The sequence below is a fragment of the Spiroplasma endosymbiont of Dactylopius coccus genome (assembly GCF_977110965.1).
Map to the genome: position 1 here is coordinate 463,916 of NZ_OZ373019.1, position 22,032 is coordinate 485,947.

19 protein-coding genes and 3 pseudogenes are annotated in these 22,032 nt (G+C 24.4%); 11 read left to right on the forward strand and 11 right to left on the reverse strand.

Annotated elements, in window-relative coordinates:
- Position 1 precedes the first annotated feature (1 nt).
- Positions 2-739, forward strand: a complete 738-nt coding sequence (locus ACXUB0_RS02975; protein WP_338959498.1) for a lysophospholipid acyltransferase family protein — start codon at positions 2-4, stop codon at positions 737-739.
- Positions 740-783: 44 nt separating this feature from the next.
- Here ACXUB0_RS02975 and ACXUB0_RS02980 read toward each other — a convergent pair whose 3' ends face one another.
- The 6 genes and pseudogenes from ACXUB0_RS02980 to ACXUB0_RS03005 form a co-directional block, all read right to left on the reverse strand.
- The gene (locus tag ACXUB0_RS02980) at positions 784-1,266 is read right to left on the reverse strand and encodes a hypothetical protein (protein ID WP_458257712.1); all 483 of its coding nucleotides are present in this window, start codon (positions 1,264-1,266) and stop codon (positions 784-786) included.
- 20 nt (positions 1,267-1,286) lie between these two features.
- Positions 1,287-1,859, reverse strand: a complete 573-nt coding sequence (locus ACXUB0_RS02985; protein WP_458257713.1) for a TSUP family transporter — start codon at positions 1,857-1,859, stop codon at positions 1,287-1,289.
- A gap of 112 nt (positions 1,860-1,971) precedes the next feature.
- A complete protein-coding gene (locus ACXUB0_RS02990) occupies positions 1,972-3,384 on the reverse strand; it encodes an ankyrin repeat domain-containing protein (RefSeq protein WP_458258785.1) in 1,413 nt (470 codons plus the stop codon).
- 18 nt (positions 3,385-3,402) lie between these two features.
- Complete coding sequence (locus ACXUB0_RS02995; RefSeq protein ID WP_458257714.1) at positions 3,403-3,783, reverse strand: ankyrin repeat domain-containing protein; 381 nt, start codon at positions 3,781-3,783, stop codon at positions 3,403-3,405.
- A 160-nt stretch (positions 3,784-3,943) separates the two neighbouring features.
- Positions 3,944-5,878: pseudogene (gene mgtA, locus ACXUB0_RS03000) on the reverse strand (magnesium-translocating P-type ATPase); the annotation flags it as partial.
- A gap of 160 nt (positions 5,879-6,038) precedes the next feature.
- Positions 6,039-6,878 carry a P-type ATPase gene (locus ACXUB0_RS03005; RefSeq protein ID WP_458257715.1) on the reverse strand — a complete coding sequence of 280 codons (840 nt, stop codon included), beginning with the start codon at positions 6,876-6,878 and terminating at the stop codon, positions 6,039-6,041.
- 382 nt (positions 6,879-7,260) lie between these two features.
- On the opposite strand from ACXUB0_RS03005, the gene ACXUB0_RS03010 reads away from it, so the two are divergent.
- The 6 genes from ACXUB0_RS03010 (at position 7,261) to ACXUB0_RS03035 (ending at position 10,626) form a co-directional block, all read left to right on the forward strand.
- Positions 7,261-7,461 carry a hypothetical protein gene (locus tag ACXUB0_RS03010; protein WP_252320689.1) on the forward strand — a complete coding sequence of 67 codons (201 nt, stop codon included), beginning with the start codon at positions 7,261-7,263 and terminating at the stop codon, positions 7,459-7,461.
- Positions 7,462-7,530: 69 nt separating this feature from the next.
- Positions 7,531-8,145, forward strand: a complete 615-nt coding sequence (gene yihA / locus ACXUB0_RS03015; RefSeq protein WP_338986744.1) for a ribosome biogenesis GTP-binding protein YihA/YsxC — start codon at positions 7,531-7,533, stop codon at positions 8,143-8,145.
- 255 nt (positions 8,146-8,400) lie between these two features.
- Positions 8,401-8,544 carry a hypothetical protein gene (locus ACXUB0_RS03020; RefSeq protein ID WP_458257716.1) on the forward strand — a complete coding sequence of 48 codons (144 nt, stop codon included), beginning with the start codon at positions 8,401-8,403 and terminating at the stop codon, positions 8,542-8,544.
- A gap of 39 nt (positions 8,545-8,583) precedes the next feature.
- A protein-coding gene (locus ACXUB0_RS03025) for an IS3 family transposase (RefSeq protein ID WP_458257345.1) occupies positions 8,584-9,704 on the forward strand; the annotation gives its coding sequence in 2 pieces (ribosomal slippage) (positions 8,584-8,860 and positions 8,860-9,704; 1,122 coding nt in all).
- 41 nt (positions 9,705-9,745) lie between these two features.
- Positions 9,746-9,988: a hypothetical protein gene (locus tag ACXUB0_RS03030; RefSeq protein WP_458257717.1), complete on the forward strand. Its 243-nt coding sequence runs from the start codon at positions 9,746-9,748 to the stop codon at positions 9,986-9,988.
- Positions 9,989-10,278: 290 nt separating this feature from the next.
- Positions 10,279-10,626, forward strand: a complete 348-nt coding sequence (locus tag ACXUB0_RS03035) for a hypothetical protein (protein WP_458257718.1) — start codon at positions 10,279-10,281, stop codon at positions 10,624-10,626.
- Between the two features lie 144 nt (positions 10,627-10,770).
- Here the strand turns inward: ACXUB0_RS03035 and ACXUB0_RS03040 are convergent, their stop codons facing one another.
- The 4 genes and pseudogenes from ACXUB0_RS03040 to ACXUB0_RS03055 form a co-directional block, all read right to left on the reverse strand.
- Positions 10,771-10,989, reverse strand: a complete 219-nt coding sequence (locus tag ACXUB0_RS03040) for a hypothetical protein (RefSeq protein WP_458257719.1) — start codon at positions 10,987-10,989, stop codon at positions 10,771-10,773.
- Between the two features lie 74 nt (positions 10,990-11,063).
- Positions 11,064-11,666, reverse strand: a pseudogene (locus tag ACXUB0_RS03045) (ISNCY family transposase); the annotation flags it as partial.
- Positions 11,667-11,829: 163 nt separating this feature from the next.
- Positions 11,830-11,994 carry a hypothetical protein gene (locus tag ACXUB0_RS03050; RefSeq protein ID WP_458257720.1) on the reverse strand — a complete coding sequence of 55 codons (165 nt, stop codon included), beginning with the start codon at positions 11,992-11,994 and terminating at the stop codon, positions 11,830-11,832.
- 41 nt (positions 11,995-12,035) lie between these two features.
- Positions 12,036-13,276, reverse strand: a pseudogene (locus ACXUB0_RS03055) (IS256 family transposase).
- A gap of 491 nt (positions 13,277-13,767) precedes the next feature.
- On the opposite strand from ACXUB0_RS03055, the gene ACXUB0_RS03060 reads away from it, so the two are divergent.
- From ACXUB0_RS03060 to ACXUB0_RS03075, 4 genes are all read left to right on the forward strand, one after another.
- Positions 13,768-14,397, forward strand: a complete 630-nt coding sequence (locus ACXUB0_RS03060; RefSeq protein ID WP_458257721.1) for a hypothetical protein — start codon at positions 13,768-13,770, stop codon at positions 14,395-14,397.
- A gap of 197 nt (positions 14,398-14,594) precedes the next feature.
- Positions 14,595-18,947 (forward strand): PolC-type DNA polymerase III, encoded by a 4,353-nt coding sequence (locus tag ACXUB0_RS03065; protein WP_458257722.1) that lies wholly within the window; start codon positions 14,595-14,597, stop codon positions 18,945-18,947.
- Between the two features lie 32 nt (positions 18,948-18,979).
- Positions 18,980-19,777, forward strand: a complete 798-nt coding sequence (locus ACXUB0_RS03070; protein WP_458257723.1) for a Pr6Pr family membrane protein — start codon at positions 18,980-18,982, stop codon at positions 19,775-19,777.
- A gap of 102 nt (positions 19,778-19,879) precedes the next feature.
- Positions 19,880-20,719: a class II fructose-bisphosphate aldolase gene (locus ACXUB0_RS03075; protein ID WP_458257724.1), complete on the forward strand. Its 840-nt coding sequence runs from the start codon at positions 19,880-19,882 to the stop codon at positions 20,717-20,719.
- A gap of 169 nt (positions 20,720-20,888) precedes the next feature.
- Here ACXUB0_RS03075 and ACXUB0_RS03080 read toward each other — a convergent pair whose 3' ends face one another.
- Positions 20,889-22,010 carry a site-2 protease family protein gene (locus tag ACXUB0_RS03080; RefSeq protein WP_458257725.1) on the reverse strand — a complete coding sequence of 374 codons (1,122 nt, stop codon included), beginning with the start codon at positions 22,008-22,010 and terminating at the stop codon, positions 20,889-20,891.
- Positions 22,011-22,032: the final 22 nt, after the last annotated feature.

A 22,032-nucleotide genomic window follows, 5' to 3' on the forward strand; every position in this document is an offset into this window, starting at 1 on the left:
AATGAACATTTGAAAAGCAATTTTAACTTGACCTTATTTATTACAAACTTATAGTAAATCAGGTTCAATGACAAGAAAGGTATTAAAAGACCCAAGTTTAGTTTCTGAAGCAAAACGATATATTTGATTGAAAAAACGTGTGCGTTATATTAAATGATTATATAATATTAAATTAACCGTTCATAACATTGAAAATTGACCAAAAAGAAAAGGTTGTGTAATGGTTGCCAATCATCAATCAAATTTTGATCCATTATTAGTATTATCGGTAAATGATTATAGTTTATATGCACCTTTAGGTTTTATTGCAAAAGAAGAATTAAAAAAAAGCCATTTGGCACGAAGATTTATTTTTTTAATTGATGTTTTATTTATTGATCGTAATAATCCACGCACAGCCATTACGACTTTTCAAGAAGCAAAGGAATTAATTAGAATTCCGCGTACAATGATGATTTTTCCAGAAGGAACAAGAAGTCATCAACAAGAAATGCAAGAATTTAAAGCAGGTGCTTTTAATATGGCATATCAATCTTATGTACCAATTATTCCTGTTACTATTATTAATTCTTATCAAATTTTTGATCGAAAATATAAGGGCAAAAAAGATATTCATCTTATTTTTCATAAGGCAATTGAACCAAGTGAATTTATTAAATTATCTACTGATGTATTATCAAAGCAAGTATTTAATATTATTAAAAAAGGAATTGATGATTTTAGCAATAATAAAATTTAAGTAGTAATAATAAAAGGTTGTTAGTTAACAACCTTTTATTATGTTTAAGAGTCAATAATTAATTTCTGATGTGATTTTTGTTTTTTATAATTACGTAAATTTTTTACTGATGTAATTATTAGTGAAGAAGATGTATATCAAATTATTACGATAATTAATCATAGTAGGATATTAATAAATTGTTCTTTATTTAAGCCAAGACCATTTTGTAATAATAAAAATACACTTAAGTAAGCACAAATAACACCAATTGATCCACCTAGTGTGAAAGCAATTGGTGGTTTAATTTCATAGTTTTTATCTTTAATAAAACGTGTACCAGCAACTGACATTAAAAAAGCTGCAGATCCCATCATAATTGGAAAAGCACATTCAGCGTTAAGACCTAATAAATAAGTAGTTGCCAGTGCTGGAGCATAAATACCAATGCCTAATGCCATGAAAGCACCAAGGATAAAGAATATACTAATACCAACCAAATATTTTCATCAAATATCAAGACTATTATTATTACCCGCTGTTGGCATAATTCCAATTTGTTTTTGACCTAAAAGCATGATAATTGAAACAATAAATAATAGAACACCAATAAATAATTGTGATCAACTAAGTTTATTTTATTTGCGATAATGGCGCCTAAATAGGCACCTAATGTTGCAGCAGAAATTAATGAAACTAGTGTTGGTCATGCTACTTGAATTAAAGCAATAAAAATAATTGCTTCTAAGCAAGTAGGAATACTATGACCAACATTCATAATTCCTAAAATTTTTTTATCATTACGTACCTGTTTTGTTAATTTTAATAAAATAATACTTACTGCAAATGAACCAATACCAATTGTGTCACAAAAATCAGCAATAAAACCAATTATTCCTAGTTTTCAAAATTGTTGTTTAAAATTATCTTCAAAATTATGGATATGTTCTTTATCAAATTGTGAATAACTATTTTTTATAAGATATCATGTAAAAATTGCTACTATTATTAACAAAATAGTAATAAAAATAATAGCAACAATTGAGGGTTTTCAAATATTTGTTAAAAATAAAGTAAGTAATAATACAAATAAAGAAATAGGAATTATTAATAAACTATAGTATATTGTTTTTTTATTCATAGTTTTGTTCCTTTTTCTTTTAAATTTATTTTTGTGTTATTTAGAATTTTATCATGAAAAAATACAAAAAAATATTATTATTTTTTAATTTTTATATTTCTATTTTTAAAAATTATATTTTTAAAGAATTTGATTTATCACATTTATTTGGTAAAAGATGATTTTGTAAATCTGTAGAATTTATTTGTTCTTTTCAAGAATTTGATTCATTAATTATTTTTTGTATTTCTAAATGTCCACTTCTAGTAGCTCATGTTAAAGCACTATCACCATTAGCATCTAAATGACTAATATCTACACCATTTTTTATTAAAGTGTTAACTACATCTAGATGTCCTTCTTTGGCAGCTCATATTAGAGCATTATTACCAAATTTAGTTATTATATTAATAATATCACTATTTTTTGTTAATAAAGTATCAACTATTTTTGTGTGTCCGTTTCTGGAAGCTCATATTAAGGCATTTTCACCAATATTATTTTCATGATTAATGTTAATATCATTTTTTATTAAAATTTTAACTATATCTAAGTGTCCATTTTTAGCAGCTATTATTAAAGCAGTATTATTAAATTTAGTTCTATGTAGAATTACATCAGAGTTTATTTTAATTAAAGTATCAACTATTTCTGTGTATCCGTTTCTGGTTGCTATTATTAAAGCACTATCACCATTACCATCTATGTGATTAATATCAACATTTTTTGTTTTTAGGAAATTGATAACTATTTTTGTGTGTCCGTTTTCAATAGATAATATTAAAAACGTGTTTTTATTTTTGTCTATATAATTAACATCAGCATTATGTTTTAATAAATTATTAATTATTGCTATGTGTCGATTTTCGGTGGATATTGTTAAAGCAGTATCACCAAAGTCATTTATATAATTAATAATATCACTATTTTTTGTTAATAAAGTATCAACTATTTTTGTGTGTCCGTTTCTGGCGGCACATATTAGAGCAGTATCGCCATTTATATCTTTATCATAAACATTAGCATTATTAGTTAATAGTATGTTAACTATTTCTGTGTGTCCGTTTCTGGCGGCACATATTAGAGCAGTATCATCATTTGTATCTTTATGATTAATATTAGCACCATGTGCTAGTAAAGTGTTAACAATTTTTGTATAACCATTTTCAGCTGCTCATATTAGAGCACTATCATTAAAGTCATTTGTATGATTAAGGTCAATTTCATTTTTTATTAAAGTGTTAACTACATCTAGGTGTCCTTCTTTGGCTGCTCATATTAAAGCACTATTTTTATTTTTATCTACATTATTAATGTTAGCACCATATCCTAGTAAAATTTTAACTATTTCCAAATAACCTTTTCTGGCGGCTATTATTAAAGCAGAGTCACCAAGGTTGTTTACATGATTATTAACGTCATTATCTTTTGTTATTAAAACTTTAACTGTTTCTGTGTGTCCGTTTTCAGTAGCTCATATTAGAGCAGTATCACCAAATATATTTGTATCATTAATATAAGCACCATTTTTTAATAAAGTTTTAATTGTATTTACATGCCCATTTTATGCTGCTGATATTAGAGCAGTATTACTAATTCAATTTTTGTGATTAATAATCTTACTATTTGTTGCTAATAAAGTGTTAACTACTTCTGTGTGTCCATTTTTAGCAGCCATTCTTAAAGCATCATCACCAAAATCATTTATATGGTTAATATTATCGTTATTTTTTAATAAAGTTTGAACAATTTTTAAATTACCATGTTCAGCAGATATTGTTAATGGACTATTACGATGTTCATCTACATAATTAACATCAGCGTTATTTTTTAATAAAGTTTGGGTTAATTCTAAATCATCATGTTTAGCGGCTTTAATTAATTTTTCATTTTTATTAATATTTATAGTTGTATTTAATTTAGATATTTCTTTTAAATTAGACATTTTTTTCTCCTATCAAATTAAAAAACCTATTTATTTTAAAACTAAAATAAATAGGTAAAAACTTATATTAAGTTTGAAAAAATTATAGCATAAGATTTATTTCTATAGTAAATATAGATAATTGTTATTTAAAATTGCAAACTTTAAGATTAATTAGCTGTTATAATCATTTTTTAAATACTTTAATATATCCCATTTTTATTAATTGACTTAGCACACAATAAGTCATGATTATTCCTAAAACAATTGGAATATAGACTGGCGGTGGTCCTACCATATTCATTTGATGACCAATGTAAGTATAAGGTAAACTTAATCCAATGGTACAAATAACAATTGCCATTATATTTACTGGTCAAGTACCACGACTTTGAATAAAAGGAATTTTTTCAGTTCTAAACATTTGTACTATTAATGTTTGCGTTAATAAACCTTCAATAAATCATCCTGAGTTGAACATATTAATATTTTCTGCAGAAGTATTAGCAAAGACACCAAATCCAAATCCTAAAATTGCAAAAGTAGAGATATCAAAAATGCTACTTATAGGTCCATTAATAAAAGCAAATGGTAACATTCCTTTTGGATTTCAGCGTTGTGGTTTTAATAAAAATGATGGATCAACACGATCAAAGGCAATAGTAAATTGTGAAATATCATATAATAAATTTTGAAATAATAATTGTACTGGTGACATTGGTGCAAAAGCAAATCATGCTGATGCTACTAGCACACTAAAGACATTACCAAAGTTAGAAGCAATCGTAATTTTAATATATTTTAAAATATTACCAAAAATGCGACGACCTTCAATAATCCCTTTTTCTAAAACTAATAATGATTTTTCTAATAAAATGATATCTGATGCTTCTTTTGCAATATCAGTAGCATTATCAACAGAAATTCCAACATCAGCATTTCTTAATACTAAAGCATCATTAATACCATCACCCATGAAACCAACGACGTGATCATTACTTTTTAAAGTTTGAATAATCTTTGCCTTTTGTAATGGGTTTAGTTTAACAAAAATATTATTATTTTCAACAATTCTTTTTAATTCATATTCAGTTAGGCCAGTTAATTGTTCACCAGAAATTAATCCTTTAATTTCTAGATTAACACGATTACAAATTGCTCTTGTTACTAATTGATTATCACCAGTTAATATTTTAAGATCAACACCATGTGTTTTTAGCAATTTGATCATTTTTGTTGCTGTAGGTTTTGGTGTATCAAGAAAAGTTACAAAACCAAGAAAAATTAATTTTTTTTCGTTTGTTTCATTATATTTATTATTAGTAAGATTTGTATCTTCATATGAGACACCTAAGACACGTAATCCTTGTTCATTTAATTTTGTTATTTTTTTATTAATCATTTTCATTAAATCAGAATTTAATGGTATTACTTTATCTTGATAAACTATACGATTACATGTATTAATAACTTCTTCAATTGCACCTTTACAAATTAATTTTTTATTATTTAATTTATCTTCTAAAACAACTGTTAATTTACGACGATTAAAATCAAAAGGAATTTCATCAATTTTTTGATAATAATTACTTATATTTTTTAATTTATTTTTTTCTCCAAATTCAAGTATTGAATTATCCATTGGATTTTTTATTCCTGTTTGAAAATAACTATTTAAATAAATAAACTTAATTAAATCATTATTTGTTTTATTGTCCAATGTTATATGGTTGACTACTTCAATATTATCATTAGTTAAAGTTCCTGTTTTATCAGTACATAAAATATCAATTGCACCTAAATTTTGAATAGCAGCTAGTTGTTTAACAACTACTTTTTGTTTACTCATTTTACTAGCACCTCGTGCTAGATTAGAGGTAACAATCATTGGTAGCATTTCAGGAGTCAAACCAACAGCAACCGAAATTGAAAAAATAAATGCTGCAGGTCAATCGTTTTTTAAAAGGCCATTGATAATTAACACAATGGGTACCATTACTAGCATAAAGCAAATTAACATTAAAGTAACGCGTTTAATTCCTTTGGAAAAACTGCTTAATGGACGTTGTTTATTTATTGTATCAGCAATAGTAGCGAAGTAAGTGTTAGAACCTGTTTGGAATCTTTTAAACATAATTAAACTAAAAAAGGGAATAATTATTTCTAACCTGACAGTTAATTAACATTTTATTTTCTTTGTCATTTTTTTGTTAAAAAGATTTTATCATTTGACAACTTATCGATTAAAAATTTATTTTTCAACTATAAAATAACATTTATGATATTAATTTAATCAAAAATAAGTTAAAAAAGATCCTAAACAGGTTCTTAGTAGCTGTTGCTATAACAATAGCAATTGCACTTCCAGAAACAACACTTGTTCCCATAAAACAAATATTTTGTAAATCAAATAAGTTTTGATATGCAGGATCGTTAATAGCGTGTTTTTCAGTAGGTAGTGATTCTCCTGTTAATGATGATTGATTAATAAATAAATCGTTGTTTAATAAAATTTTTAAATCAGCAGGAATTAAATCACCAGCTGATAAATAAATTAAATCACCAGGTAACAATTCATTAACATTTATTTCTTGTGCTTGTTTAATTATTTTAATTGAGTTTTCTTTAGTAATTTGATTAATGTTTATATTACGAATAACAGTAGTTGTATTTTTGACCAAAATTGTTAAATGTTTAGTAATAAAAAAAGCTCGTATTGATTGAATGTAAATTAGGGTTCCGCTTAATAAAATCATAGTTCCAACAATAATAGCGGCAACCAATGAATAAATTGAAGTATCATTTGTTGTAAAATATGAGAATAAATTATAGATAGTAATAATTGCTAAAATTATATTGAATGGTCCAAAATATGCTTTTAAAAATTCTAAAATTCAATTAAATTTTGTATTTTTTAAAGTATTAATACCATATTTTTTTCTTCTTATTTCAATTTGGTCTGTTTTAAGACCAAAATTATGTAAATCTAAATTTTTTAGTAATTGTTTTTGGTTAAATTGTGCAATTTGTTTAATATAATCACCATTTGTGTAAACTAATGGTTTTTTAAAACTAAATTGTAATTTAAAATAAATTTTGTTTAAAAAAATCTTCATAATTTCTTTACCTCCTTATTTTTCTTATTTTAAGACTTTTAAATAAGGATTTAGAAATTTATTAACACGCTAAAAAAATATTTTTTTAGTAAAAATACTAGGAGAATATTTGACTGAATCTTTATTTAAAAGTACACTTTTAAAATTACTAATTTTTAAATTAGTATTATTTTTATTATTATAAATGGAATCGCTGTCAGTCATGATATCACTCTCCTTTATCCTTTGACATTTTAACATGTTTCTCTTTAAAAAGATAACTTTTTTTAATTTATATAATTTTAGGAAAAAGATGATTACTATAAAATATTCAAATTTATTTTATGTTATTATTAATTAATGTTACGTGTTACTTTAATAATTAAAATAATAGGAGGTAAACATGAATACATTTGTAATAGTTGGTATTATTATAATAGCTATTGCTATTATTAGTTTTATGTTATTATTTAAAATTATAAAATGACTTGCTATTTGTATTATTGTTGGTGGTATCATTTTGGCTGCATTATTTTTTGGTTTTGGTATATGACCATTAGATAATATTCATTTTACTAATTTTATTAATATTAATAAAAATTAAAATAATAAATAATAATTAGTTTAAATTTTAACTATTGACTATAATATATTTTTGAATAAGAGGTAAAAAATGGAACGAATTAAGCAAGCACAATTTTTAACTAGTGCTATTAAAGAAGAACAATGGCCGCAGGATGAAATTCCTGAATTTTGTTTTGTTGGTCGCAGTAATGTTGGTAAATCAACATTTTTAAATACAATTTGTAATAATGGTAAGTTAGCTAGAGTTTCACAAACACCTGGTAAAACACAAATGCTAAATTTTTTTACAATTAATAATAATATTTGTCGCTTTGTTGATGTTCCTGGCTATGGTTTTGCTAAAGTATCAAATGAAAAAAAAATCCAATTTGCGACAATGATGGATGAATATTTTCAGTCACGAAAAAATTTAAAAGCAGTTTTTTTATTATTAGATTTAAGACATGCACCCAGTAAAGATGATATTGATATGTTGGAATATTTACAACATTATCATTTAAAAATTCATTTAATTGCTACTAAAGTTGATAAAGTTAAAAATAGTCAATTAGTAAAAAATAAAAAATTAATATTATCAACTTTAAAACTTAGCACTAATACTCCTATTATTTTATTTTCTAGTATTAGTAAACAAGGAATTGATTTAGTAATTAGTAAATTAGCAGATGATGTTAATACTGATGAAGTTGAAGTAGAAACTTAATAGTATAATATTTGTCGCTATAAAAAAAGATAAAAGTTGTTTAATATGTATATATTCTTATCTATTTATTTATATTGATTATAAACCAGTATATTTATAAATTGTATATGATAGTTTGTAATTATTAAAAATATCAATATTCAGTATAGAATAGAATATAATAATAATTAAATTTAATATAAGTTTATATAAGCTTTTAACTCATTATTTTGATAAAAATAAATGAGTTTTTATTTGAAAGGAAGATTAAAAGAAATGCCTATAAAAAATGAAATTTTACAAAATCTTGAATCAAAATCAGAAGAAAATGTAGAACAAAAACCTACAAAATGAAAAGAGTTTAAAACAAAACATCGAACACCTGGATGGGTTACACTTTATTGGACACTAATTACGTAGACAAGTGAACAAATTAGTGAAAAGAAAGGAAGTATAATTATGGCCAATATTAACTCATATTCAGATGAATTTAAAAAACAAATAGTAGCTTTATATCAAAGCGGTAAGTCAGTGTCTTGTCTTGCTAAAGAGTACAATGTTACAAGAGCAGCTACTTATAATTGAATTAAGCAATTTACTAATTCAGGTAGTTTTAAAACTAAAGATAATCGTTCTGTTGAAGAAAATGAATTAATTAAATTAAGAAAAGAATTAAAACAATTAAGAATGGAAAATGATATTTTAAAGCAAGCAGCACTAATAATAGGCAGAAAGTAGAAATTATTGCTAAAAATAAAGTTAAATATAAAATTCGCACAATGTGTCGTTTTTTGAAAATATCTAAATCAACATATTATTTTAACTTAAAGAAAAAAGAAAATAAAATCAAAAATAATATGTATGATGAAGCTGTTATTAGTGCTTTTAAAGAAAATAAAGAAGTTTATGGTACTAGAAGATTAAAAAAAATTTTAGAAAACCAAGAAATTTATTTATCACGCAGAAAAATTAAAGAAATTATGAATAAGCATAATTTAATATCAAAATACACTAAATTATCATTCAAAAATCATCATAATAAAGTCAATAATAGTCAAATAACCAATCTTGTTAATAGAAACTTTAATAATAGGGTTAAAAATGAAGTTATTGTTAGTGATTTAACTTACGTTCAAGTTAATGGTAAATGAAACTATATTTGCCTATTAATAGACCTATTTAACCGCGAAATTATTGGACATAGTGTTGGAGTTAAAAAAGATTCATTACTAGTATATCAAGCATTTATGCAATCAAATCGCTGTTTAAAAGATATCCAAATATTTCATAGTGATCGAGGTAATGAATTTAACAATAAAATTATTAATAATCTTTTATTAGCATTCAATATTACTCGATCTTTAAGCAAAAAAGGTTGTCCTTATGATAATGCTGTTGCTGAAGCAACTTTTAAAACTTTCAAAACAGAATTTATTAATGATAAAAATTTTACATCATTAATCCAATTAAAATTAGAATTATTTGATTATATCAATTGATACAACAACATAAGAATCCACAGCACTTTAAACTACTTAACTCCTATCAAATATCAAGAACAAGTGTCTACCAAAAAATAGTCCTAAAAAGTGTTGCCATTCCAACCGCAAAAATTATAAAAGTGACTAAAGGTGTTGCTACTGGTGCTGTTGGTGGAATTGTCAATGCTGTAATATTACCTGTTTGTATTCCTGTTGGTGGTGCTATTACTTTTGGCATAGATGCAGCAAAAAAATTTGATGAAAAACAAAGAAGACAAATTGAAGTTGACAATGATAAGTTTGCAGATAAAAAAACCGCTATAAATAATATAGATTCACAAATTGAAGTAAAAATAGAATCAAAGAAAATGGCCAGTTTATAATTAATTTTTAGATTTAAGATAGTCTATGTATTAAGTATCAATTAAGTATCATTTTTGTTTTGTGTTGTCAATATCGAATGAAAATTTCCTAAAAATATTTATCAAAAAATTAAATTATTTTGGAAAGTTACACTGTTAAATAAACACAAATTCCAAATAACCTTTAAAATTTTAATTCCTGTTTTTAATATAGGAATTTTTTTGTATAGTTTAATTAAACTTAATATAAGTTTTTAACTCATTGCTTTAATTTCAAAGTAAATGAGTTTTTATTTTGAAAGGATGAAAAAATGAATAAAAATTTACAAGAAGAATATGAATGAATTAATAAAGAATTGATAAAAATAATCATTGATAAAAATCAATTTACTCCAGAAATTATTAGTAATAGAGTTAATTTAGCTCAAACTACTATTGTTGATATTAATGAAAATTTAAAAAAACAAAAGATTAGCAAATTTAAAAAAATTAGTTATTTAATATTAAAAATATTTACTTTTGGAAAAATTGATAAAAATAAAATAATTAAAGAAAAAAATGATTTTTTTATAAAAATATCAAAAGAACTTTTTGGAAATATTAAAAAAGTAAAAGAATTATATATAAGAACCTGTTTGGAATCTTTTAAACATAATTAAACTAAAAAAGGGAATAATTATTTCTAACCTGACAGTTAATTAACATTTTATTTTCTTTGTCATTTTTTTGTTAAAAAGATTTTATCATTTGACAACTTATCGATTAAAAATTTATTTTTCAACTATAAAATAACATTTATGATATTAATTTAATCAAAAATAAGTTAAAAAAGATCCTAAACAGGTTCTAAGAAAATCAAATAGTGAAATAAATATAGATGTTAATAAAATTAATAATGCAACTTTAAATAATTTATTAATAAATCCGAATAAATCAAACTTACCACAAATGTAAAAACGATAGATTTCAATTACAATTTCTTTTATATTTAAAATCAATTTTAGGTCACCAAATTTGCTCATATACAAATGATTTAAAAATTTATATGTTTAGTATTCACAAAATGTAAATCTTATATAACTTTAATTAGGAATTATTAATATCCATATCTTCAAGGATGATTTTTATTGGGTATATAAACTTTTTTAGTTTTTATTAAATTTTCTTTGATAATTGGTTTTAAAGCTATTTCTTTTAGTTCATACATTTGATTATTGTAACTAAGATATAAGTCATTAATAAATGATTTAAGTACAATTACATCAGTTCTAGGTTGTATATATTGAACTTTGTTATTTTTATAAGGAAAATATTTTTTACTATAATATGTTATAGTTGAACCACTATCTGTTTTTCTTTTAGAAAATCTTGAAAGATAAATATTTATTTCTTCTTGTGTAGGAGCTTTAATCATAGCAGATTTATTATCATCAATAGGAAAAGCAAACTGTTTATTAAAAAAGTTTATGTACGTTTTAAGAAATTGATTAGCTTCTTCTAAAGTTTTAATTTTATTAAGTCTTAGTTCGCTAATTAATCGACTTTGAAGTGTTCCAAATAAGCGTTCAATTCGACCTTTAGCTTGTGGAATTGAAGTTCTAATTATTTCAACACCCAAATCATTACAGCATTTTTGAAATTGAGTATAAGTGTCATTTTCTGTGTTTATTTTACCCGCATCGATTTTTTTCTTAGAACCTGTTTGGAATCTTTTAAACATAATTAAACTAAAAAAGGGAATAATTATTTCTAACCTGACAGTTAATTAACATTTTATTTTCTTTGTCATTTTTTTGTTAAAAAGATTTTATCATTTGACAACTTATCGATTAAAAATTTATTTTTCAACTATAAAATAACATTTATGATATTAATTTAATCAAAAATAAGTTAAAAAAAGATTTTAAACAGGTTCTAATAGTTAAGTTAAGTTTACTTTTAGCTTGATGCTTAGATAATTTTTTAATAGTAATGTCGTTTATAATCTTATATTTATATTTTTCTTTCATAGTCATGCTTCTTTTCATATTTATCACCAAGTATATTTAACTTCACTTTTGGGAAATTTTTACTCGATAACTAATAGGAAATTATCACTAAATAATGACAAATGAGCAATTGCTGTATTTCAATTTTGAATGGGCATTGTTCATTTTTTTGTTATATTTTCAATTGCTAAATAAAATATTTTCAATTCTTCCATATCATTAGGAAAAACTTTTTTATTTCTGATAACTTTTCGTAATTGACTATTAACAGATTCAATAGCATTTGTGGTATAAATTACTCTTTTAATTTCTGTTGGATAACTAATAAAAACTATCAAATTTTCTCAATTTTTATATCAAGATTTAGCAATTTGAGGATATTGTTTATTTCACTTATTTTCAAATGTTTCTAAAGCCTGCATTGCTTGTTCTTCACTACATGCAGTATAAATTGGTTTTAAATCTGCAACTAGAGATTTTCTATGCTTATATGAGACATATTTCAAACTATTTCTAATTTGATGAACGATGCATAATTGATGTTCTGTTTTAGGATAAACTGATTGTATTGCTTCTGACATTCCTGTTAAATTATCACTACAAGCAATAAGAATATCATTTAAGCCTCGATTTTTCATTTCTGTGAAATTGGCTAATCAAAATTTAAAACCTTCATTTTCACTAATTCATAAGCCTAAAACATCTTTTTTACCTTCTAAATCAACTCCTAAAGCTATATACACAGATTTGTTAATAATGCGTTTATCTTGTCGTATTTTAACTACTATGCAATCAAAATAAACAATCGGATAAATACTATCTAATGGTCGATTTTGCCATGCTTTGACGTCATCAATAACATCATCAGTAATTTGACTAATAACACTTTCACTAATATCAGCACCATGATATAACTCTTGTAATTGCATTCTAATATCTGATAATGTCATACCTTTTGCATATAAAGAAAGAACTTGTTGATCAAAACCATCAAATCTTCTTTGTCTTTTTGCAATTATTACAGGATTAAAATTACTATTGCGATCTCGTGGTACATCAATCTCAATTTTACCTTGTTGAGTTATTAATTTTTTTGAACTTATACCATTACGAGCATTGTCACTATTACTATGTTGATTCTTATCATATCCTAAATAATTTTGCATCTCAGAATTCAACATTTTTTTACTAATCTTTTTGTTAATTCTTTATACAAACCTCCCTCTTTAAAAACTGTTGTTAAATCTTCAGTATTTTCTAATAATAAATCTACTGTTTTTGATATTGGATCATTATTATTAATATTTTGCTTTTTAGCCATCTGTAATTCACTCTTTCTAGGTTTATTATAGAATTAATTAAACATAGTTATTTTTGTAAGTTACACAGATTACTAAACATTACCAAAATGGTAATTTTGCAACTCTAGCATTTAAAGTATTTTTTAATACACTTTGTGTACCAATGTTATTAGAACCTGTTTAGGATCTTTTTTAACTTATTTTTGATTAAATTAATATCATAAATGTTATTTTATAGTTGAAAAATAAATTTTTAATCGATAAGTTGTCAAATGATAAAATCTTTTTAACAAAAAAATGACAAAGAAAATAAAATGTTAATTAACTGTCAGGTTAGAAATAATTATTCCCTTTTTTAGTTTAATTATGTTTAAAAGATTCCAAACAGGTTCTTAGAGTAGTAAGTCCTATTCCTATTAAAGTTCGTAATGAATATAGTTATCGTTGTTCTTATGATGATGTTTTTAAATTTAATCAATTAAATAGTAATTATGCTTTTAAAGAGTGTGATATGGTTGTTTTAGATGAGTTAGGTTTGAAAATTAATAGTAATGATTTATCACCCGAATTTAAAGAAACACAAGAAAGTTTAGGAATGTTTTGTAAGTTAATAGGTCATAATTTTAATGGAATGATGTATATGATTGAGCAACACCCCGATAGAATACCAAAGCAAGCACGTGAAAAAGTGGAATATATTGTTCAAGTTAAAAGAATGCGTATTTTGTTATTTTTAGTTAAGTTTAAACTAAATATTTATACTAATGTTGATGATTATAATAAAGTTGTATTATCTAAAAGACAAACAAAGCGAATAATTAAACGTGGTGGATTACCACCTAGTTATAGTGGTGAAACTATGACTTTTAGTTTATGATTTCCTAGGTCTTATTTACAAAGATATAATAGTCGTGCTTTAAATTATATTCATTCGTTAAAGAGTGAATTAAGTATTGTTAAAGACTATGAACAATCACAAGCATTAGATTTTACTGTTGATGATATTAGAGCAGTAGGATTAGATAAGTTGGATAATATATTACAAACTGAAAAGAAAGAAACTGAAAATACTGTATGCCGTACTTGTTATTATAGAAATAAATATTCTAAGAAAAATAAGAAAGATGTTAAAATAGAGTAAGCCTATATTATTGGTCGGAGCCAACCAGAACCTTGGTTGGTTGGCCGTGGCGTTTACGCCACTGGGGTGAGTTGCGAAGCAACTAGGGGCAAAGCCCCTATATACTTGGATTAAACATTAGAATAATGATTTAATATATTTTAATTAAAATATAGTTATTATTGTCAATTATTTAGTATTAAGAGAGGAAAAAATATATGAATCAAGATTTGCAAAAACTTTTCCATGAAATGGATTTTAATGATGTTAATAATGAATTTAATCATGCTACTATTAAAAAAGTACAATATTTTCATCATAATCAACAAGTAATAATTACCATCAACTTACCTAATTTTCTAACAACTACTACTTTAAAAAGTTTTGAACAACATTTTGAAAAATTACCTGTTTCGAATATTAGTGTCGATTTTAATGTTTCCCTTACTGCTGATGAATCAACTGTATTAACATATTTTCATTATATTAAAACTCATAAATTGCAACTATTAGCTGGCATTTATTATTCTTTACCCGACTCAGCAATTAATTATAAAAATAATATTATTACCATTACTATTCATAATAGTATTGAAGAAAAATTAATAACTAATGAATTTTTACAATTTATTAACTACTTTCAACAATATGGTTTTAAAAAAATTAAATTAAAAACTAAAATAAATAAAGCAGAGCAACCATTTATTAGTTATGAAAATGAATCTAAAGCAGAAATTAGCAAAATTACTAACAATTTAAAAACTAAAATTCCTAACAACAATATAAGTAAAAATTTTAATACAACTACTTATCGCAAAAAAGCAAAAGTTAATTTAGAAATAACAGACCTAACTCATAGCATTAAAGATATCATTGGCGATGAACCCAATATTATTATTATTAGTGGTAAAGTTTTTAAAATTAATAAATTTTTAACTAAAACTCAAAAATGATTTTATTCATTTTGAATTACTGATTATAGTGATGCAATTACTTGCAAAGCATTTATTAATAGCGATCAACCAGATGAGAAATTTGATAATATTAAAGTTGATGATTGAATAAAAATTAATGCTAATAGTCGTTATGATAATTATAGTAAAGAACAAGTACTATGAATTGATGATTTAATTATTGATTTAAATAATAAAAATACTAACAATAATGATGATGCTAAAACTAAAAGAATTGAATTTCATACTCATACTAAAATGAGTGCTATGGATGGTATTACTTCAGCAAGTGATTATATTAATCAAGTAGCTAAATGAGGACACCAAGCAATTGGTTTTACTGATCACTTAAATGTACAAGCATACCCAGATATTGCTAATGCCGCTAAAAAACATCCAAACTTAAAAGTAATGTATGGTGTTGAAATGGATTTAATCCCCAATAATATTAGTATTACTAAAAATAATATTAATACACCATTATTAGATTTAGAATACATTGTTCTTGACTTAGAAACAACTGGTTTATCAACCAATTACCACGAAATTATTGAATTTGGTTATACAATTGTTAAAGACAATATGATTTTAAAACAAGATACAATTTTAATTAAACCGAATAATCCCGTACCTGAACATATTACTGAACTTACTAGTATTACCAATGTTATGTTAAAAGATAAACAAACATTACAACAAATATTGCCAACAATTATTGAAATAATTGGCAATAAAACAATAGTTGCTCATAATGCTAACTTTGACTTTGGTTTTTTACAAGCAGCAATGAAACAATTGGGTTTTATGCCTTTAAATAATCCTGTCATTGATACTTTGCAATTATCTAGAGCAATTCTACCACAACTAAAATATTATCGATTAGGTACTATTTGTCGTACTTATGGCATTAAATATGATGATGAAATTGCCCACCGTGCTGATTATGATGCTAATGTATTAGCACAAGTATTTTTAAAAATGTTACAACAATTAAAAATAGAATTTAATTGTATTAATTTACAAGAAATTAATAACTTAATTAATGAACAAATTAATTTTAAACTTCGTGGTGAACATATTACTATTTTTGCAAAAAATCAATTAGGATTAAAAGATTTATATCAATTAGTTTCACTATCTCATACAAAGTATTTTTATAAAACACCAAAAATCATATCAGAAGCAATTAATGAAAATAGAAAAGAATTATTAATTGGTAGTAGTTGTATAAATGGTGCTGTTTTTGAAACAGCATTAAATAAAAGTGAAGAAGAACTAATTAAAATAATGAAATGATTTGATTTTATTGAAATCCAACCACCTGCTGTTTATAAACACTTAATACAGTTAGGAAATATTACTAAAGAACAATTACATGATACTATTAAAAAAATTATTAATAATGCTCTTAAATTAAATAAATTAGTAATTGCTACTAGCGATGCCCACTATTTACATCCCCATGAAAAAATGTATCGTGATGTTATTATTAATAGTAAAGCAATTGGTGGTTTGTTACACCCATTATTTGATCGTAAAGGTAAAGTTACATCATATCCCGATCAACATTTAAGAACTACTAATCAAATGTTAACAGAATTTAACTTTTTAGATGACCCTAATTTAATTAATGATATTGTTATTAATAATCCTTTGCAATTAGCAAAACAATTTGAAATGGTTAAACCAATTAAAGATGGCTTATTTACACCAAGTATTGTTAATGTTGATACTAAATTACGTAATCTTTGTTATGAACAAGCATGAAATCGTTACGGTAATCCATTACCAACATATGTAGAAAAACGTTTAACTCGCGAATTAGATGCAATTATTACTCATGGTTTTGCTGTTGTTTATTGAATTGCACACAAATTAGTAGAAAAATCTTTACAAGATGGTTATCTTGTTGGTAGTCGTGGCTCAGTTGGTTCATCTTTAGTAGCTACTTTTGCTAATATTACTGAGGTTAACCCACTACAACCACACTATTTATGCCCACAATGTAAAACTAGTGAATTTATTAGTAATGGTTCTTATAAGTGTGGTTATGATTTACCAAAAAAAATATGTTCACAATGCAATATTGATTTAATTACTGATGGTCATGATATTCCTTTTGAAACATTCTTAGGATTTGATGGTGATAAAACACCTGATATTGATTTAAACTTTTCTGGTGAATATCAAAATAAAGCTCATGATTTTACTAAAGAAATGTTTGGTGAAGAAAATGTTTTTCGTGCTGGAACAATTTCAACAATTGCCAATAAAACAGCTTATGGTTATGTTAAAGCTTATGCAGAAAAAATTGGTCAATCAGATATGCGTGCAGCAAAACTAGAGTTACTAAGTCAAGGATGTGTTGGTATTAAAAGAACAACTGGTCAACATCCTGGTGGTATTATTGTTGTACCAAAAGAATATAATATTAACGATTTTACACCAATTAATTTTCCAGCTGATGATACTAGTTCTACATGAAAAACTACTCACTTTGATTTTAATGCTATTCATGATAATTTATTAAAATTAGATATTCTAGGTCACGTTGATCCAACAGCATTAAAAATGTTAGAAAATTTAACTGGTATTGATCCAAAAACTATTCCTAATCAAGATGAAAAAGTTTTATCATTATTTTCTAATTTAAGTGCCTTAAATATTACTAGTGATGATTTACTTGGCGAAAAAACAGGAGCAATTGGTATCCCTGAATTTGGTACTGGTTTTGTTCGTAAAATGTTAAGTGATACATTACCTACTTCATTTTCTGAATTAGTACAAATATCTGGTTTATCACATGGTACTGATGTTTGATTAAATAATGCTGATGAATTAATTTCACAACAAGGTTTAAAACTAAAAGATGTAATTGGTTGTCGTGATGATATTATGACTTATTTAGTATATCAAGGCTTACCAGCAAAAATTGCCTTTAACATTATGGAAGATGTCCGTAAAGGAAAAGGCATTAAACAAGAATATGAAAAGTTAATGCAAGAAAAGAAAGTTCCTAATTGATACATTCAATCTTGCAAAAAAATTAAATATATGTTTCCTAAAGCACACGCTACTGCTTATGTATTAATGGCATGAAGAGTAGCTTGATTTAAAGTTTATTATCCGCATGAATATTATGCTACTTATTTTACAACAAGATGTGAAATTTTTGATATTAAAACTATGTTACAAGGCATTGGTGCTATTACTAATAAATTAAAAGATATTAATAACAGATTAAGAAAAAATGATGGTCAAAAAAATACAGTTACTACTAAAGAAAAAGATTTAATCCCATTATTAGAAGTAGCATTAGAAATGAATGCTAGAAATATTAAATTTAGCAATATTAGTTTAGAACATTCTGATGCTAAACTTTTTCAAGTTAAAATAATAAATGGTGAAAAACAAATTCTACCACCTTTTATTACTTTAGATGGATTGGGTGAAATTGTGGCTAATTCAATTGTTAAAGCAAGGAGTGAACAAGCAATTACTTCAAAAAATGATTTACAACTACGAACTAATATTACTAAAACTAATTATCAACTATTAAATGAGTTAGGAGTATTAGAACATTTAGAAGAAAATACACAATTAATGTTAGAATTATAATACAAAGAAAAAAGAAAAGATGTGGGATTATTATGTATAAATTAAGTAACAAAGCCAACTTTTATATACGTTTATCTGCATTAATAATGATAATTTTATTTTTAATTATTGATTTAATTAGTGCAATATATTATCCAATGGAAAAATTTGAAGATTTAGGATATGGTGAACGAGTAAGTAACTACTATGCTTTTTTTACTAATGAGAGTAATTATATGGTTGTTATTTATTTTTGTGTTTATTTATTTGATTCTTATTTTCGTGGTACTAAACCAAGTTTTCAAACTCGATTAGCAGTAACTGTTTATATTACTATTACGATGTTAGTATTTTGAATAGGTATTTTTACTGCTGAGAAAGATCCAAAACAATACAGTGCTTATAATTGAATTGCAACATTAATTTTACACTTATTAATGCCAATAATTATGATTACTAGCTTTATTGTTACATCAGGTCATCAATATATTAATATGAAACAACAACATAAAATATATTTATGATTAATTGTTATTTATCCAGCAATTTATTGTATTGTTATTCTAATTAGAGGTCATTTACGTTATTTAGATTTTATAGAAACTGGTCATCCACCAAGAGATACATGATATCCATATTTTTTCTTTGATTATTCAAATGGTGAATATGGATGATTAATCGCTGCTAGTGCCGTTGTTTTTGTTTTTGGTTTAGTTTTCAGTTTACAATATTTTTATATTTGAATTAATAACTTAATGTTCAAACGTTATCAAACTTCTGAACATCGTTTATATAATTTTTATCAAAAAATATTACGTCAACTTAATAAAAAAAAAGAAAAGCAAAATTAAAAAGAAAAGAAAAAAGTAAAAATTTAAAACATATCTTATATTCCTTACATGATAAATATTATTGATATAATTAAATAAAAAAGAAAAGTTAGGTGATTGTAATTGAAAATTAACTTGAAAACAATGTTAAAACATGCACAAATTAACAAATACGCAATCCCAAGTTTTAACTTTGATAATTTAGAAATGTTAATTGCAATTACTAATGCAGCCGAAAAACAAAAAGCACCAATATGTTTAATGATAACACCTAACACTATTAATTGTATTGATTTAAAATATGTACTTGCTATTACTAACATTGTTATTAATCGTGCAAAAGTACCAATTTTTTTACAACTAGACCACTGTCTTGATCCACACTTTATTAAAACTAAAATTACATCTGATTTTAGTTCAGTTATGTTAAATTACAGCAACTATCCAATTAAAGAAAATATTGAAAAAACTAAAGATATTGTTCATTTTGCTGCTCCTTTGGGTATTGTTGTTGAATCAGAGATTTTTTACAATAATACAAAAGGAGATATTACTAATGATATTAATTTAATTGAACAAGCAATATTATTTAGAAATAAAACTAATATTAATGGTCTTGTATTTACTGCTATCAATAGTCATCATCAAGATAATAGACAAGATTTAAAAATTTCTCTAATTAAAGAAATTGCTATTAAAATGCCTGAAATTTTTTTAGTATTACATGATAATGTTACTATTAATAATGAACAATTAGCTCTAGCAATTAAAGCTGGTATTACTAAAGTTAATATTAGCAGTGATTTAAGAAAGATTTATGTTGAAAGTCTAAAAAAAAGTTTGCAAACTAACTCTAATTTATCTAATATTAATACCTTAATAGAAAATGCAATGATAGCTATTCAGAAATTTGTTGAAGAAAAAATAATTCTCTTAGGAGCAAATAATCGATATAAATTTTAGTTTTTATACTTATAGATTTTATTTCAAAATAAAAAGTGAACAATATTGTTCACTTAAAATAGTTATTATTTTATTTTTTTAAAATATAAATAATTAAGAAAATTGCTCAAAACTTTTTCATTCAAATTTATTATCCTATTTATAATAGGATTTTATTATAAAGTAAAGATTAAAAAAATATATCTTTAATAGTAATAGCAATAAAGATAACTAAAAATAATATAGCTCCAGCAATACTGACAATAATTTTATATTTTTCATTTAATTTTTTTCTTGTTACCGCTTCAACTGCATTTTCAACAAATTTATAACCATCCAATGGCGGAATTGGTAACATATTTAATAAAAATAAATTAGATGATAATAATGCTGCTCAACGAAAATATGTACTTGCTGCTTGTGTTGATGATAAATCAAGATTTAAAAAACTATTAGTTGATTTAACAATACCAACAGGTCCTGATAAATTTTGTCAATGAAAAGTAACTAATTGTCCTAATGCTTGTAAAAGACTGTAACTATCTTTAAAAGTATCAATGATACCATTACTAATAACTTGCCCTGCATTTAAATAATAACTACCTTGACTAACACCAATGAATAGCACCCCTTTTTGTTCTACAGGTTTAAAAGTAACAGTTTTATCGTCTTTATTATCAAAAGTAATTTTGTAATCAGCAATAACTGTACCATTAGTAGTCTTTTTATTATATTTACTTAATCATGTTTGTAAATCATAATATGATTTAATTGATTGTTTAGATTCAATATCACCAGTATTATAAATACTAGTAATAGCATCAGTATCTAAAATTGGTAAACTTGGATTATCTTTATTATATTTTTGAACAGCTTCATATAATGGTCCTGTTGTTGCATAGGTTGGTGGCAAGTTAGGATCATATTTATGTGGATAAATTCCATATCCAATCATTAATAAAATAAAAGCTAATAATAAATTCATTAGTGCACCTGCACTAATGAAAGCTGCTTTTTTACCACGTTGCAAGTTTTCCATCATTCGTTTACTATCAATTACTTCATCTTCTCGTCCTTTAGGAGCATCAGCAATTTCTGAAGCAATAGAAACATAACCACCCAATGGTAATAGTCTTAAAGTATAACGTGTTTCTTTTTTACCTCACTGCAAAAGTTTTGGTCCCATACCAATAGCAAATTCATATACATATGCTCCTGATAATTTAGCAATTACAAAATGAGCAAATTCATGCAAGGTAATTAAAAATAATATTGTAAATAAACCAATTAAAATGGCTAAAAATATATACATAACTTCATCCTTAAATTTTATA